Consider the following 14,801-nt stretch of genomic DNA (forward strand, 5'->3'; position numbering starts at 1 on the left):
ATCAAACTCTCCAATAAAGTTTGTTGCTGGTTCAAAGCTGGCAAATCTTTTAATGATAGACTCATTAACGCTTTCGCTGTTCAGTTTTCAAAGAGCATTTTTTGTCGAACGTCTTACATCTTATCACGTTCGTTATTAGCGAGTCAAGAAGTTTTTTATCGAATCTCGTTTTCTTTTCTCGTATTTTGTCGTTGTTCTTGGCGACAAGGAATAATCTATCACATATAAAATTCTAAATCAAGAGTAATTTTAAAAGTTTTTTTATCAAAAAACGAGAAACAGCTAAAATATCGCGATACGAAAGGAAAAAGAGCGAGAAAAACATCCCGCTCTTTCTATTAAATATCTCTACTATATTCATGCTTGGGCTATCTTTTAACGACGCCTCTGAAGCTCCGTCAGTACTTCATCCAGTGGCAGCTTTTGCTCGCGTAACAAAACCATCAAGTGGAAGATCAGATCAGATGCCTCGTACCGCAGTTCCTCGCGACTTCGATTTTTCGCTGCAATAATGACCTCGGCAGCCTCTTCCCCGACCTTTTTCAGGATTTTATCTACGCCTTTTTCGAACAAGTAGGTGGTGTAGGAGCCTTCCGGGCGCTCTGCCTCCCGCGCGGCAATTAGTTCCTCGAGCTCACTTAAGATGGCAAACCGCTCTACTTGTACTGGCTCATCATCTGTATCGGTGAGAGCCTCCTGCGTGAAACAGCTATACGCTCCCGTATGACATGCGGGCCCATTCGGTTCGACCATTACAACCAGTGCATCTCCGTCGCAATCATACCGCATAGAGACGATCCGCTGTGTATGACCCGAGGTCTCGCCCTTGTGCCACAATTGTTGTCGGGAACGGCTCCAAAACCATGTTTCTTTGGTCGCCAATGACTTTTGTAGCGATTCCTCATTCATATAGGCAAGCGTCAAGACCGTCTTGCTTCCGGCATCCTGCACGATGACAGGAATCAAACCCTTTTCGTCAAAACGCAATTTTTCCACGGCAAACGCTTCTGCTCCTTTCATGGTCGTACGACAACTCCTTTGGTTTGCAAATACTCTTTGACTGATTGAATCGACGTCTCGTCATAGTGAAAAATAGAAGCGGCGAGGGCGGCATCTGCCTTTCCTTGCGTCAGCACATCGTAAAAATGCTCCCTCAAGCCCGCTCCACCAGAAGCAATGACCGGAATTCCAACCGCCTCTGATACCCGCTTGGTCAATTCGAGGCCAAAGCCTTTCTTTTCCCCATCGTCGTCCATGCTGGTCAAAAGAATTTCACCCGCTCCCAGCGCTTCTGCCTCCTGTGCCCAGCGGATGACGTCCCTACCCGTCGCATTCCGTCCACCGTGGGTATACACTTCCCAGCGATCTTCCCCGACACTTCTCGCATCAATCGCCACGACGATACATTGTGAGCCAAAGACTGTCGCTCCCTCGCGAATCAATTCCGGACGCAAAACAGCCGCTGTATTCAACGAGATTTTGTCCGCACCCGCACGCAAAATCCTTTTCATATCGTCGACGCTATTAATGCCACCGCCAACCGTGAAAGGAATCGTAATGTTTGCGGCCGTTTTTTCGATGACATCCACCATCGTCTTGCGTCCTTCATGGGACGCAGAAATATCGAGAAAGATCAGCTCGTCTGCTCTCTCGTCGCTATACTTTTTTGCCAGTTCAACCGGGTCTCCTGCATCGCGAAGTCCGACGAACTGCACGCCTTTTACCACCCGTCCGTCTTTTACATCAAGACACGGGATGATTCGTTTAGCCAGCATAGGATTCACGCCCCTCCATACGCTGGAGCGCTTCTTCCAATGTAAAAGCGTCCGTGTAGAGTGCTTTGCCAACAATGGCGCCAGAGACTCCGTCCGAAGCATGGGTAGCCAGCGTCAACAAGTCGTCCAGTTGGCTGACACCTCCCGAAGCTATCACCGATTTTCCTGTAGCCATCGCCAAGGCGGCAATTTCTTCTACATTCGGTCCTGTCATCGTGCCATCACGGGCGATATCGGTATAAATAAACGTCTCCGCGCCAAACGTAACCAACCGCTTGGCAAGCTCTGTCGCTTGCACATCTGTCGTGGTCAACCAACCTCTGGTAGCCACCAGTCCATTCCGGCAGTCCAGACCAATCGCAATCTTGTCTCCATCGTTTTGAAGAATTCGCTTCGTAAAAGGCTCGTCTTCGATCGCAGCAGTCCCGACGATCACTCGCGCGACGCCCGCCTCCAAATAGTCCGCGATCTGCTCTTCTGTCCGAATGCCGCCCCCAACCTGCACGGGTACAGGGATCGAGCGCGCTATCTCCTTGATGATCGCTGCATTTGCAGGCTTGCCTTCCTTTGCCCCGTCCAAATCTACGAGATGAACCCAGGACGCCCCTTGCTCTACCCAGCGTTTCGCCATCGCGAGCGGTGAATCGGCGTACACTGTCTCTTGCCCGTAATCTCCTTGGAAAAGTCGAACACACTTGCCCCCGCGAATATCGATCGCCGGATAAACAATAAAGCTCATGTCAAAACCCCCTCGCATTGAACGGCAAAGTTGCGCAGCAGCAGCATTCCTGTCTCTCCGCTCTTTTCCGGGTGAAACTGCATACCGTATACGTTGTCACGATTTACAATGGCTGTGACCTCCTGGTGATAGTCACTCGTCGCAAGCAAGACATCAGGCTCGCACAAAACATGATACGAGTGGACAAAATAGACGTAATCGCCATCCTGCACACCGTTTAGTAACGGTTGCTTTTGCTTGATCATCAGTTGGTTCCAGCCCATGTGCGGTACCTTGTAATCCCCGCGAAAACGAACGACCTCACCACCGAGCAGTCCCAAGCCCGTATGCTCGCCATGCTCCGCACTTTGCTCAAATAAAAGCTGCATGCCGAGACAAATGCCCAAGATCGGACGACCTGTTGCTGCGTATCCTTTGATTGCTTGCTCTAATCCGAGCTCACGAATGTTGGCGATAGCATCTCCGAACGCCCCGACCCCCGGCAAAATCAACCCGCTATATTCTTGCAGACGCTCTGCTTGAGAGACGAATTCATACGAATAGCCCAATCTTTCCAACGCCTTGCTCAAGCTGTACAGATTCCCCATGCCGTAATCGATGATGCCGATCATGTTACAAAACCCCTTTTGTTGACGGGACCCCTTTTACACGCGGATCGATCGTCGTCGCTTCATCCAGTGCACGGCCCAGCGCTTTGAAAATCGCCTCGATCATGTGGTGCGTATTGTGACCGTAGTGCAGGATCACATGAAGATTGATCCGCGCCTCCAGTGCGAGTTTCCATAAAAATTCGTGCACCAGCTCCGTCGGAAACTGACCAACGATATTCGTCGGGTACGTAGCCCGATATTCCAGATGAGGACGGTTACTGATATCAATGACGACCTGTGCGAGCGCGTCATCCATCGGGACAAACGCATTTCCATAACGCTTGATGCCTCTTTTGTCTCCCAACGCTTCCCGCAGAGCATGCCCAAGACAAATCCCGATATCCTCAACCGTGTGGTGATAGTCGATTTCGATATCTCCCTTTGCCTTGACAGTCAGGTCGAAATGTCCGTGTCGGGTAAACAGGTCTAGCATATGATCCAAAAATGGTACACCTGAGTTTTGCTTGCTCTCACCCGCACCGTCTACAGCAAAGGAAAGCGCGATCTGCGTCTCATTCGTATTGCGTTCAATCTGTGCTGCACGTTGTTTCCCTTCACTCATCTCTTTTCACTCTCCTGCTCTTCGGTCTCAAAATCTCGCAAACGCGCAAGGATCGCTCGACCGTGCCCAGACAATCCTTCCTGCTCTGCCAGCGCCACAATTTTATGTCCATTTTCCCGCAAATCTCGCTTGCTGTAGGAAATAACACTCGACTTCTTGATAAAATCATCGACGGATAATGGCGAGGAAAAACGCGCCGTTCCATTCGTAGGAATTACATGATTGGTACCAGCAAAATAATCGCCGACTGGCTCTGAGCTGTATGGGCCGAGGAAAATCGCACCTGCGTTTTCCACTTTTCCGAGATGCTCAAACGGCTCCGCCATCATGATTTCCAAATGCTCGGGTGCGATGCGGTTAATGACAGCAAAACCTTCTTCCAAATCGGCGACGAGTAAAATAGCCCCGTAGTCGCGTATCGCCGCTTCTGCAATCGATTTGCGTGGAAGATCGGCAAGCTGTCGCTCTACTTCCTGTGACACCTGCTCCGCCAGCGCTTGCGATGTCGTAACCAATATAGCGGCTGACATCGGATCATGCTCAGCTTGAGACAGCAGGTCTGCCGCGACGTAACGCGGGTTGGCTGTTTCATCTGCGATCACCGCAATTTCGCTAGGCCCTGCCACCATGTCGATACTGACCAATCCGAATACTTCTCGCTTTGCCAGTGCCACGAAAATATTACCGGGGCCAACGATTTTATCGACTGACTTGATTTGCCCCGTCCCGTAGGTCAATGCCGCAATCGCCTGCGCTCCGCCTACCTTGTATATCTCAGTCACACCTGCAATTTGAGCTGCAACGAGTATCGCCGGATTGATTTTCCCATCCGCTCCTGGGGGCGTCGTAATAACGACTTCTGGAACACCTGCAATTTTGGCAGGGATGGCATTCATCAATACGCTGGATGGATAAGCTGCCGTTCCGCCTGGAACATACAACCCTACGCGCTGCAATGGACGTATTAGTTGGCCCAGCAATGTGCCGCTTTCTTTGGTAGTAAACCAGGACTGGCGCACTTGTCGCTCATGGAACGTCCAAATGTTTTCGGCTGCTTCTTCCAATGCCGCTTTGACTTGTGAAGAAACGAGCTCACTTGCTTCTGCAAATTCTCCTTCGCTCACACGGAAGTTTTGTAGAAGCACACGATCAAATCGCTCTGTGTAATAGCGTAACGCCTCGTCGCCTTGCTGGCGAACCGAGGTGAGGATCGCCTTCACCGCTTCTTGCTGTTCTCTCGTCCCAGCGTCTACCGATCGTTTCCCTTCATACTGGCTGGCTGACTTGATACGCATAGCTGTCTCCCCTTCTTCTCTAGTTCCCGCGAGGAATGACCTCTAAAAATTTTCCGGCGATCTCATCCACCGCTTCACTTTTCATCCGATAGCTGGCTCGATTGGCAATGAGCCTCGTCGTAATTTCACAAATGCTCTCCAGTTCGACCAAGCCATTTTCCCGCAATGTCCTCCCAGTTGAGACAATATCCACAATCCGATCAGCCAGCCCAATCATTGGTGCAAGCTCCACTGAACCATTCAGCTTGATTACCTCAACCTGCTGTCCCTGCTCACGAAAATAACGTGACGCAATCTTCGGATATTTCGTCGCAACACGCAGAGCTTCCGTCGGTTTCCAGTCTGGCAGACCCGCTACCATCATGCGACAATAGCCAATATGCAAATCCAACAGCTCGTAAACATCTCGTTCTTCTTCCAATAAAACATCCTTACCGACCACGCCAACGTCAGCCACCCCATACTCGACATAAGTAGGAACATCGGCAGGCTTCGCCATAATGAATTCGAGCTTGGCATTTTCTACAGGGATGATCAGTTTGCGCGAATCTTGTAGATCCGCAGTGACCTGCAAGCCAGCCTGTTGGAGAAAGTGGACGGCCTCTTCAAAAATCCGCCCTTTTGGCATGGCGATCGTCAGTTTTTGGTCGTTTTTCGTGAGTGCCATCTCCTACTCCTCCTGTTGTGTCATGCAAATGACCTTGGTAAATCCCGCTTCTTGTCCAACCTGTTTCTCATCTATCTTGGAGACGAGACGTGTCACTACTACGAGCCCGTCTTCACGTAATAGCTGTGCCTCTGCCAAAGCGGTGCCGCGGCAATCCTCCGTGTAAACAAGCAAAACGCGGGCAGGTGCTTGCCTTTTTACCGAAGGAGTGACCTGAAGCAGCCGATCCATTTTGATCGCAAAGCCTGTAGCGGATGCAGCCCGCCCAAATTGGGAGAGTAATTGATCGTAGCGTCCTCCGCCCAATAGCGGGGAGCCCAAGTCAGCAGCGTATCCTTCAAAAACGACGCCTGTATAGTAGTTCAAGTTGATGATCAGATTGAAATCGATCAACAAATCTTCTGTCACCCCGTAGGCTTCTAACGACTCCCACAAGGAAGCAATCGTCTCGACTGCCCTCCCTGCCTTTCCGTTGCCTGCCAGTTTGCGGGCGACCTCGATTTTCCCTTTTCCCCCTTGCAACCGTAACAAGGCTTCCAATCGGCTTTTTGCCTCTGTCGAAATGTTTACTGTCGCGAGTAGCTGCCGGAAGCCAACGAAGTCTCGCTCGTACAAAAACTGGCGGAATTGATTGCGAATAGGCTCATCCTCAATCTCTTCCTCCAAAAGACCGTCTACAAAATCGACATGTCCAATGGCAATCCGAAACGTTTCCACACCAGCTACCCGCAAGCAAACCACCGCAAGCGCAATGGCTTCTGCATCCGCATCGACAGACGCATCTCCGATCAGCTCGATCCCGGTTTGAGAAAACTCCGCATTCCGTCCCGCTTCCTTTTCTTGTGCCCGAAACACATTTGCCTGATAATACAACCGAATCGGCAATGGAACATCTTTATAAAGGGAGGAAACAACCCGCGCAATTGGCGTCGTCATGTCCGGCCGCAGGACTACGGTGTGACCTTGTTTATCCAGGATGCGAAACATCCGATCTGTCAGCGTCGCACTTGCGGCTCCTACCGTATCGAAGTATTCCAGAGAGGGTGTGGATATTTCGTCATAGCCCCATCTCTCGATACACTGCCGCAGTTCCCGCTCCAAGTGCCGTTGCTTCGCCAGTGATTCCGGCAGTATGTCCCGCATCCCAAGCGGCTTTTCAAATCCCAACGGCTTTGCCATCTTTGTTCCCTCCATCACATTCGCTTTACTCTGCTAATATGGTAACAAACTAAAGTGTTATGAAGAAGATTACCACGTCGAGAATCTTAGGTCAACCAAGATAAGAATAGTCGGAAAATTTAACACAAAACAAAAAACCGCCAGGATAAGCACCTGACGGCTGATCATAATGGAAGTGACACTACAAGACTTCTTCCTCTGAAGCTTTCATTCGAATGAGCTGCATGGGATTCCCACCTACAAAGGCACCAGGCGGGACATCCTTATGAACAACCGTTCCCGCTGCGACAATGGCCCCTTTTCCAATCGTTACTCCAGGCAAAATGGTAGTGTTGGCCCCCACCAGGACAGCATCCTCAATAATCACTTCTCCCAAACGGTATTCATCTATTAAATATTCATGGGCAAGTATGGTCGTATTGTAACCGATCACGCAATTACGACCGATCTTGATTTTCTCGGGAAACATGATATCCATCATCACCATCAACGCAACCGCACTATGCTGCCCTACTTCCATACGCAAAAATGTGCGAAACATCCAGTTCTTCCATGAAACAATCGGCGTATATCTGGAGAGTTGGATGACGATAAAATTTTTCATGACTTTCCAGAAGCTTACCGTTCGATACATGTGCCAAAGCGGGTTTACCCCATTTACGGGATAACGTGTTGTCTTCCTCATATGCGTCTCTTTCTCCTACAAGTCAGAATCGGCATCCTCTAAAATGGCATTCGACTGTTTCCGTGTGAAGTGCATCGCGGCGTTATAACCCATCCGTTTCAAACGGAAGTTCATCGCTGCAACCTCAATGATGACTGCCAAGTTTCGTCCTGGTCGAACAGGAACGGTAATAATCGGAATTTCCGTATCCATGATCTTCAATGTTTCCTCATCGAGTCCCAACCGCTCGTACATTTTATGTGGCTCCCACAGCTCTAGCTGGACAACCATCTCGATGTTTTTCACATTGCGCACAGCACCTGCACCAAACATCGTCATAATGTTGATAATCCCTACACCACGGATTTCCAAGAGATGCTGAATCAGCTCAGGAGCGCTACCGCTTAGCTGCCCCCCTTGCGTCTGCTTAATCTCCACTGCGTCATCTGCTACGAGTCGGTGTCCGCGCTTAACAAGCTCAAGCGCAGCTTCACTCTTCCCGATTCCGCTTGATCCCATAATCAAAACACCGACGCCGTAAATGTCTGTGAGTACCCCATGAATCGTCGTCGTTGGGGCAAGACGATTCTCCAGGAAGTTGGTTACTTTCCCGACCAACGTCGTCGTTGCCAGAGGGGACTGAAGTACAGGTACCCCCAACCGATTGGAAACGTCAATCATCTCTTCAGGCACCATCTGATTACGGGTCACACAGAAGCAAGGAACCTGACTTTGCATGAGAAAATTCATCCGTTCCAGCCGTTCCTCTGGAGTCAGCGTTTGAAAAAAGTTGATTTCCGTCAAACCGAACAATTGAATCCGCTCTTCCGCAAAGTACGAATAGTAACCGGCTAACTGCAGTCCCGGACGACTCAAATCCGTTACGGTAATCTCACGACCCAAGCCCTCTTCTCCGCTCAAAATCGTCATATTGAAATGATCCACTAAATGGCTCACATTCGTCTTACGCATGAAGCTTCCCCCTCACATGGGATTTTCCGTCCCTATGGTTGTGTCTCTATTGTAACGAAACCTTTGTGCTTACGACAACCTCATAAGACCGAGCATCCTGATTAGCCAAAAACCCCGCTACTCGTTTGAGAGAATACGGGGCTTTTTCAAACATACTACCTCTTTTCTTTTCTCGTCCCTACCACAACTTCAATGAGGTAGCCAAAAATACTCATCAGTGCTGCTGCCACGATGACCGTGCCAATGTTATCAGGCCATGGTCCCACTTCAAATCCATCAATAAAGTAGGCAGTCAATGCAAACGTCACGGCATTAATGACAAACCAGAACAAACCGATCGTCAATACTTGCAAGGGAAAAGTAAAAAACAGCAGAATCGGCCGAATCACTGTGTTGACCATCCCCAGAATCAATATAGCCCATAGTGCTACTGTGAAATTCGCGACATAAATGGAATGGAACCAATTGCTGATCAAAAGCAGCGCGGCCCCATTTAAAAGCATTTTGATTATCCAGCGGCTCATGGTGTATTCCCCCTATACAGTCTGGCCTTCGCGCAACAATTAGCGAATCCCTTTTACTTCCCATTCCCATTGTTCAAAAAACGTTGTCATGAATCGATGTCTGTCTTCGGCGACTTTCTGGGCAGTCTTGGTGAAGAGCATGTCTTTGATGCGCTGCAGCTTCCACGTGTATTCCTTATAAGGCGTATGCTGATTGGGGTCATCCGATTGTATGGGTTGCCCAATAACCCCAGTATAAGCAAAAACCCGCGCTACTCCAATAGCCCCAATCGAATCCAGCTTGTCGGCATCAAACAAGACCTTTTCTTCTAGGGTATGTGGAGGTCGTTCTTTGCGAAAACGATGGGCGAGAATCGCAGACTGCACACGTGAGATGAAGGCCTCCGTCATACTGCGTTCGGCGAGCCATTCCCCTGCTAGTCTTGCGCTGATTTCGGCATGACACTCTCCTGTTTGCCGTTCTTCTGCTCTCCCGATGTCATGCAGCAAAGCAGCGAGGCGCAGCACTTCCATATCTGCCCCTTCCTCGTGGCCAATCCGCTCACACATTGCCATCACACGCAAATTATGCTGCCAATCGTGTGCAGGATCTTGTCCATCAAAGCGCTTCTGTGCTTCTGCCACTAGCTCGGCAGGTAGTGCGGCAATAGAATCCTTCACGTAATCCATCTTTTCTCCCCCTTTGTGCTCACGTAGAAAAGATGCCCCCCTGAATCAGGGAGGCAGTCTCTCGATTACTTTGAAACGAATTGCTCTAGCTTGGCATTCGTCCGTTCTTTATCGCGTTCCAAAATCGGCTTCAAATAGATACCCGTGTAGGAGCCCTCCATTTTTGCCACTTCCTCTGGTGTACCCGTTCCGACAATTTCTCCGCCACGTGTACCACCCTCTGGCCCCAAATCTACGATGTAATCCACCGTTTTGATGACATCCAGATTGTGCTCGATGACCAGCACCGTATCTCCGTTTTCCACCAATCGCTGCAGTACTTTCAACAAACGATCGATATCGTCTGTATGCAGACCGGTTGTCGGCTCATCCAAAATGTACAGAGTTCGTCCTGTGCTGCGTCGATACAGCTCAGAGGCTAGCTTGACGCGTTGTGCTTCCCCACCAGAGAGGGTGGTAGCAGGCTGCCCCAGCTTCATATATCCCAATCCTACGTCTACGATGGTCTGCAGCTTGCGCTCAATCTTCGGCAGATTGCGGAAAAACTCTACCCCATCCTCGATCGTCATTTCCAAAACATCAGCAATACTCTTGCCTTTGTACTTCACGTCGAGCGTCTCGCGGTTGTAGCGCTTGCCATGGCAAACTTCGCAAGGCACATACACATCCGGCAAGAAGTGCATCTCAATTTTAATAATCCCGTCACCGCTGCACGCTTCACAACGGCCACCCTTGACGTTAAAGCTAAAGCGACCTTTTTTATAGCCGCGCACTTTGGCTTCGTTGGTGGAAGCAAACAGGTCGCGAATATCATCAAAGACACCTGTATATGTCGCTGGATTGGAACGTGGTGTACGTCCAATTGGAGATTGATCGATGTCGATCACCTTGTCCAAATGCTCCAGTCCCAGGATGCGACGATGCTCACCTGGCTTCACCTTTGCCTTATTCAAATCGCGTGCCAGTGTCTTTTGCAAGATTTCATTGATCAGCGTACTTTTTCCTGAGCCAGATACACCTGTTACGGCAACAAAAACGCCAAGAGGAAGCTTCGCAGTGACGTTTTTCAGGTTGTTTTCCTTCGCGCCCTCAATCTTGATCCATTTGTCCGAAGGCTTACGACGCTCCAGCGGAACAGGGATGAATTTGCGCCCACTCAAATAGGCACCCGTCAAGGAGTTAGGGTCCTTCATGACTTCATCCGGAGTTCCTGCCGCTACGATTTGACCGCCATGTATGCCGGCGCCCGGGCCAATATCGATAATGTAATCGCAGGCCATCATCGTATCTTCGTCATGCTCGACGACGATCAATGTGTTCCCCAGCTTGGTCATATGCTCCAACGTCTTGATCAGACGCGCGTTATCCCGTTGATGCAATCCGATACTCGGCTCATCCAAAATGTAGAGAACGCCCATCAGACTAGAACCGATCTGCGTAGCCAGCCGAATCCGCTGCGCTTCTCCCCCGGACAGTGTTCCCGCCGCACGGCTCAGCGTCAAGTAATCCAGTCCGACATCAATCAAGAAGTTCAGTCTTGCCTTGATTTCTTTTACGATCAGGTTCGCAATCTTTGTTTCCCGCTCTGTCAGTTCCAGGCCATCGACAAACTGATGCGCATCGAGAATAGAAAGCGTAGTCAGCTCGGAAATGCTACGCTCCCCGATCTTAACCGCCAAGCTCTCCTGACGCAAACGTTGGCCTTTGCAGACAGGACACGCCTTTTGGCTCATAAATCCTTCAATTTGCTCGCGGATGTAATCCGAGCTGGTCTCCAGATGACGTCGTTGCAGATTGATGACGACACCCTCGAACGGAACGACTGCCTCGCGTACTTGCCCGAACTCGTTCTCATAGCGGAAGTGAATTTTTTCGCCTTCACTACCGTACATCAAGATTTGTCGGTGCGCTGCCGTAAGCTCCTCATATGGCACATCCATTCGAATGTTAAAGTGGCGGCAAGCTGATTCCAACAATTGTTGATAGTACGTCGAAGTCTTCGGCTCCCATGCGCCAATCGCCCCGTCATCGAGCGTCTTCGTCGCATCCGGGACGACCATATCCGGGTCGACCTCCAGTTTGACACCTAATCCATCGCACTCTGAGCAAGCACCAAATGGGCTGTTAAAGGAGAAAATCCGCGGCTCCAGGTCTCCAATGGAAAATCCGCATACCGGACAAGCATGCTTTTCACTGAACAGCAGCTCTTCTTGCTCCATCACATCGACGATGACCTTACCATCTGCTAAACGAAGTGCCGTTTCCAAGGAGTCTGCGAGACGCGCCTGTACATCCGGCTTCACGACGATCCGGTCAACGACAACCTCAATGTTATGCTTCTTGTTCTTTTCCAGCTTGATATCTTCGGACAAATCGGTAATTTCACCATTGACCCGCACACGGACGAAGCCTTGCTTGCGGATGTCCTCCAGCAGCTTGACATGCTCTCCCTTGCGTCCTTGCACCATAGGAGCTAGAATCTGCATTTTCGTGCGCTCAGGATACTCCAATAGTCGATCGACCATTTGTTCAATAGTCTGGGATTGGATCTCGATGCCATGCTCCGGGCAAACCGCTCTACCGACACGCGCATACAAAAGGCGCAAATAGTCGTAGATTTCCGTAACCGTACCTACCGTGGAGCGAGGGTTGCGGCTCGTCGTTTTCTGGTCAATCGAGATTGCAGGGGAAAGTCCCTCAATCGAATCCACGTCCGGCTTGTCCATTTGCCCGAGAAATTGGCGGGCGTATGCAGACAGAGACTCGACATAGCGTCGTTGTCCCTCTGCGTAAATGGTGTCAAAAGCAAGCGATGACTTACCCGAGCCAGACAAACCCGTCAAAACGACGAATTTGTCCCTCGGAATGACTACATCAACATTTTTCAAATTGTGGGCACGTGCACCCTTTACGACAATATGTTCTAATGGCATGAAAAAAACCTCTCCTTAGAGTTCCGCCTTCAGCTCAAGAATCAAATCACGCAATTCGGCCGCACGCTCGAACATGAGGTTGCGTGCCGCTTCTTTCATTTCTTCTTCCATACGTTCTATGACAGCCACGCGATCCTTCTTCGGCATTTTTTTGAAGTCCGCATGTGGCAAGTAATCCGCTTTTTCCTCCGCTACCTTGGTAGCCTCGATTACTTCGCGGACGGACTTTTTCACGGTTTGCGGCGTGATGCCGTGCTCTTCATTGTAAGCCATCTGAATGGAACGACGGCGTTCTGTCTCTCGAATCGCAGAGGCCATCGAATCTGTCATTTTGTCCGCGTACATGATAACGCGTCCCTCAGCATTCCGCGCAGCCCGACCAATTGTCTGAATCAACGAGCGCTCATTGCGAAGGAAGCCTTCCTTGTCTGCATCCAAAATCGCCACGAGTGATACTTCCGGTAAGTCCAGACCTTCCCGCAAGAGGTTGATCCCGACCAGCACATCAAACTCACCTAAACGCAATGAGCGTAAAATCTGCATCCGCTCAATCGTTTTAATATCCGAGTGAAGATAGCGGACCTTGATTCCGATTTCTTTCAGATAGTCCGTCAAATCCTCAGACATTTTCTTCGTCAGAGTCGTGACGAGAACTCGCTCATTTTTCGCAATCGTGGCTTGAATTTCGCCAATCAAATCGTCTATCTGTCCTTTGATCGGACGTACCGTAATCGTTGGATCAATCAAGCCTGTCGGACGAATCACCTGCTGCACCATTTCCGGACTATGTTCCAGCTCATAAAGACCAGGTGTAGCCGAAATGTAGATCGCTTGTTTTAGCTTTGCTTCAAACTCCTCGAACTTGAGTGGGCGGTTATCGCGTGCAGAGGGCAGACGGAATCCGTGTTCGACCAGTACATCCTTCCGTGCGCGGTCACCGTTATACATCCCTCGCACCTGTGGCAAGGTCATATGCGACTCATCCATCATGACGATAAAATCATCTGGGAAGTAATCCAGCAAGGTATACGGAGCATGCCCGGCAGGCAGTCCCGTCAGATGGCGCGAGTAGTTTTCGATTCCGGAGCAAAAGCCCATCTCCATCATCATCTCAATATCGTACCGTGTGCGTTGCTCTAGTCGCTGTGCTTCCAGGAGCTTGCCCGCATCACGGAATTCTTTCAGTCGTTCTTCCAGCTCGGCCTCAATGCTTTGGACAGCCAGCTTCATTTTCTCCTCGCGTGTCACATAATGAGATTTAGGGAAGATGGCAATGTGATCACGCTGTCCCAAAATCTCGCCGGTCAGCACGTCAATCGAAGTAATCCGCTCAATTTCATCTCCAAAAAACTCAACGCGAATCGCCTGCTCACTCTCTGAGGCAGGGAAAATCTCCACGACGTCACCCCGCACACGGAACGTACCGCGCGTGAAGTTGATGTCGTTGCGTGTGTACTGGATATCGACCAGACGATGCAATATCTCGTCCCGTCCTGTTTCCATACCAACACGCAAAGACAAGAGCAGCTCCCGATACTCCTCGGGCGAACCCAATCCGTAAATGCAGGAGACGGAGGCAACGATGATTACATCTCGGCGTTCAAACAGCGCACTGGTAGCCGAGTGACGGAGCTTGTCGATCTCCTCGTTGATGCTCGAGTCTTTTTCAATAAACGTATCTGATTGGGGAATGTATGCTTCGGGTTGATAGTAATCGTAGTAGCTGACGAAGTATTCCACCGCGTTGTTCGGGAAAAACTCCTTAAACTCTGCACAAAGCTGAGCGGCCAGAGTTTTGTTGTGTGCCATCACGAGTGTTGGCCTGTTCACCTGAGCAATTACCTGGGCAGCCGTATAAGTCTTTCCCGTTCCCGTCGCACCCAGCAATGTCTGGTGTCGCTTGCCAGCCTGTAACCCTGCCACCAGCTCGGCAATGGCGGTTGGCTGGTCACCGGACGGTTGAAACTCCGATACCAATTCAAAACGCTCCATTCCCTCGTTCATCTCCTCATAGCATGACTGTTTCTACTTCCATTATAACACAATTCCGGCTAGTTTAAGCCCAAAATTCGAACAAACGTTTGTCTTCATCTTTCCACCGATTTTTCCGATATAAGATGAAGGAAGTACAAACATACGCAGATAGACTCGCCACCTTCAGGGAGGATTGAC

The 14,801-nt window shown here is 50.1% G+C and carries 14 protein-coding genes; all 14 read right to left on the minus strand.

Going from position 1 to position 14,801, the window contains the following annotated elements; translation table 11 throughout:
* Nucleotides 1-375: 375 nt before the first annotated feature.
* The gene (gene hisIE, locus HP570_RS14375) at nucleotides 376-1,020 is read right to left on the minus strand and encodes a bifunctional phosphoribosyl-AMP cyclohydrolase/phosphoribosyl-ATP diphosphatase HisIE (RefSeq protein ID WP_173626164.1); all 645 of its coding nucleotides are present in this window, start codon (nucleotides 1,018-1,020) and stop codon (nucleotides 376-378) included.
* The gene (gene hisF, locus HP570_RS14380) at nucleotides 1,017-1,775 is read right to left on the minus strand and encodes an imidazole glycerol phosphate synthase subunit HisF (RefSeq protein ID WP_173626165.1); all 759 of its coding nucleotides are present in this window, start codon (nucleotides 1,773-1,775) and stop codon (nucleotides 1,017-1,019) included. The genes hisIE and hisF overlap by 4 nt, the downstream gene beginning before the upstream one ends.
* A complete protein-coding gene (gene hisA, locus HP570_RS14385; RefSeq protein ID WP_173626166.1) occupies nucleotides 1,765-2,514 on the minus strand; it encodes a 1-(5-phosphoribosyl)-5-[(5-phosphoribosylamino)methylideneamino]imidazole-4-carboxamide isomerase in 750 nt (249 codons plus the stop codon). The genes hisF and hisA overlap by 11 nt, the downstream gene beginning before the upstream one ends.
* The gene (gene hisH / locus HP570_RS14390; protein WP_173626167.1) at nucleotides 2,511-3,125 is read right to left on the minus strand and encodes an imidazole glycerol phosphate synthase subunit HisH; all 615 of its coding nucleotides are present in this window, start codon (nucleotides 3,123-3,125) and stop codon (nucleotides 2,511-2,513) included. The genes hisA and hisH overlap by 4 nt, the downstream gene beginning before the upstream one ends.
* 1 nt (nucleotide 3,126) lies before the next feature.
* Nucleotides 3,127-3,726, minus strand: a complete 600-nt coding sequence (gene hisB, locus HP570_RS14395) for an imidazoleglycerol-phosphate dehydratase HisB (RefSeq protein ID WP_173626168.1) — start codon at nucleotides 3,724-3,726, stop codon at nucleotides 3,127-3,129.
* Nucleotides 3,723-5,021, minus strand: a complete 1,299-nt coding sequence (gene hisD / locus HP570_RS14400) for a histidinol dehydrogenase (RefSeq protein ID WP_173626170.1) — start codon at nucleotides 5,019-5,021, stop codon at nucleotides 3,723-3,725. Before hisD ends, hisB begins: the two co-directional genes overlap by 4 nt.
* Nucleotides 5,022-5,040: 19 nt before the next feature.
* Nucleotides 5,041-5,688: an ATP phosphoribosyltransferase gene (gene hisG / locus HP570_RS14405; RefSeq protein ID WP_173626171.1), complete on the minus strand. Its 648-nt coding sequence runs from the start codon at nucleotides 5,686-5,688 to the stop codon at nucleotides 5,041-5,043.
* A gap of 3 nt (nucleotides 5,689-5,691) precedes the next feature.
* Nucleotides 5,692-6,867 (minus strand): ATP phosphoribosyltransferase regulatory subunit, encoded by a 1,176-nt coding sequence (locus HP570_RS14410; protein WP_173626172.1) that lies wholly within the window; start codon nucleotides 6,865-6,867, stop codon nucleotides 5,692-5,694.
* A 181-nt stretch (nucleotides 6,868-7,048) separates the two neighbouring features.
* The gene (locus tag HP570_RS14415; protein WP_015893499.1) at nucleotides 7,049-7,552 is read right to left on the minus strand and encodes an acyltransferase; all 504 of its coding nucleotides are present in this window, start codon (nucleotides 7,550-7,552) and stop codon (nucleotides 7,049-7,051) included.
* A 15-nt stretch (nucleotides 7,553-7,567) separates the two neighbouring features.
* On the minus strand, nucleotides 7,568-8,503 hold the full coding sequence (hprK, locus tag HP570_RS14420) for an HPr(Ser) kinase/phosphatase (RefSeq protein WP_015893500.1): 936 nt from the start codon (nucleotides 8,501-8,503) through the stop codon (nucleotides 7,568-7,570).
* 155 nt (nucleotides 8,504-8,658) lie between these two features.
* The gene (locus tag HP570_RS14425) at nucleotides 8,659-9,027 is read right to left on the minus strand and encodes a phage holin family protein (protein ID WP_064200491.1); all 369 of its coding nucleotides are present in this window, start codon (nucleotides 9,025-9,027) and stop codon (nucleotides 8,659-8,661) included.
* A 39-nt stretch (nucleotides 9,028-9,066) separates the two neighbouring features.
* Nucleotides 9,067-9,696: an HD domain-containing protein gene (locus HP570_RS14430; protein ID WP_142497922.1), complete on the minus strand. Its 630-nt coding sequence runs from the start codon at nucleotides 9,694-9,696 to the stop codon at nucleotides 9,067-9,069.
* A gap of 65 nt (nucleotides 9,697-9,761) precedes the next feature.
* Entirely contained in the window at nucleotides 9,762-12,629 is a 2,868-nt protein-coding gene (uvrA, locus tag HP570_RS14435; RefSeq protein ID WP_173626173.1) for an excinuclease ABC subunit UvrA, read from the minus strand.
* Nucleotides 12,630-12,644: 15 nt separating this feature from the next.
* The gene (uvrB, locus tag HP570_RS14440; RefSeq protein WP_173626174.1) at nucleotides 12,645-14,621 is read right to left on the minus strand and encodes an excinuclease ABC subunit UvrB; all 1,977 of its coding nucleotides are present in this window, start codon (nucleotides 14,619-14,621) and stop codon (nucleotides 12,645-12,647) included.
* Nucleotides 14,622-14,801: the final 180 nt, after the last annotated feature.

Source organism: Brevibacillus sp. RS1.1, assembly GCF_013284365.1.
GTDB classification, from domain to species: Bacteria; Bacillota; Bacilli; order Brevibacillales; family Brevibacillaceae; genus Brevibacillus; species Brevibacillus brevis_D.

Excerpts from the sequence above, each read along its gene's own strand:
- hisF (WP_173626165.1), bottom strand. The coding sequence starts at position 1,775 with ATGCTGGCTAAACGAATCATCCCGTGTCTTGATGTAAAAGACGGACGG.
- hisD (WP_173626170.1), bottom strand. The coding sequence starts at position 5,021 with ATGCGTATCAAGTCAGCCAGCCAGTATGAAGGGAAACGATCGGTAGAC.
- HP570_RS14430 (WP_142497922.1), bottom strand. The coding sequence starts at position 9,696 with ATGGATTACGTGAAGGATTCTATTGCCGCACTACCTGCCGAGCTAGTG.
- uvrB (WP_173626174.1), bottom strand. The coding sequence starts at position 14,621 with ATGGAGCGTTTTGAATTGGTATCGGAGTTTCAACCGTCCGGTGACCAG.
- hisA (WP_173626166.1), bottom strand. The coding sequence starts at position 2,514 with ATGAGCTTTATTGTTTATCCGGCGATCGATATTCGCGGGGGCAAGTGT.
- HP570_RS14415 (WP_015893499.1), bottom strand. The coding sequence starts at position 7,552 with ATGAGGAAGACAACACGTTATCCCGTAAATGGGGTAAACCCGCTTTGG.
- hisIE (WP_173626164.1), bottom strand. The coding sequence starts at position 1,020 with ATGAAAGGAGCAGAAGCGTTTGCCGTGGAAAAATTGCGTTTTGACGAA.
- hisB (WP_173626168.1), bottom strand. The coding sequence starts at position 3,726 with ATGAGTGAAGGGAAACAACGTGCAGCACAGATTGAACGCAATACGAAT.
- hisG (WP_173626171.1), bottom strand. The coding sequence starts at position 5,688 with ATGGCACTCACGAAAAACGACCAAAAACTGACGATCGCCATGCCAAAA.
- HP570_RS14410 (WP_173626172.1), bottom strand. The coding sequence starts at position 6,867 with ATGGCAAAGCCGTTGGGATTTGAAAAGCCGCTTGGGATGCGGGACATA.
- hprK (WP_015893500.1), bottom strand. The coding sequence starts at position 8,503 with ATGCGTAAGACGAATGTGAGCCATTTAGTGGATCATTTCAATATGACG.
- hisH (WP_173626167.1), bottom strand. The coding sequence starts at position 3,125 with ATGATCGGCATCATCGATTACGGCATGGGGAATCTGTACAGCTTGAGC.
- HP570_RS14425 (WP_064200491.1), bottom strand. The coding sequence starts at position 9,027 with ATGAGCCGCTGGATAATCAAAATGCTTTTAAATGGGGCCGCGCTGCTT.
- uvrA (WP_173626173.1), bottom strand. The coding sequence starts at position 12,629 with ATGCCATTAGAACATATTGTCGTAAAGGGTGCACGTGCCCACAATTTG.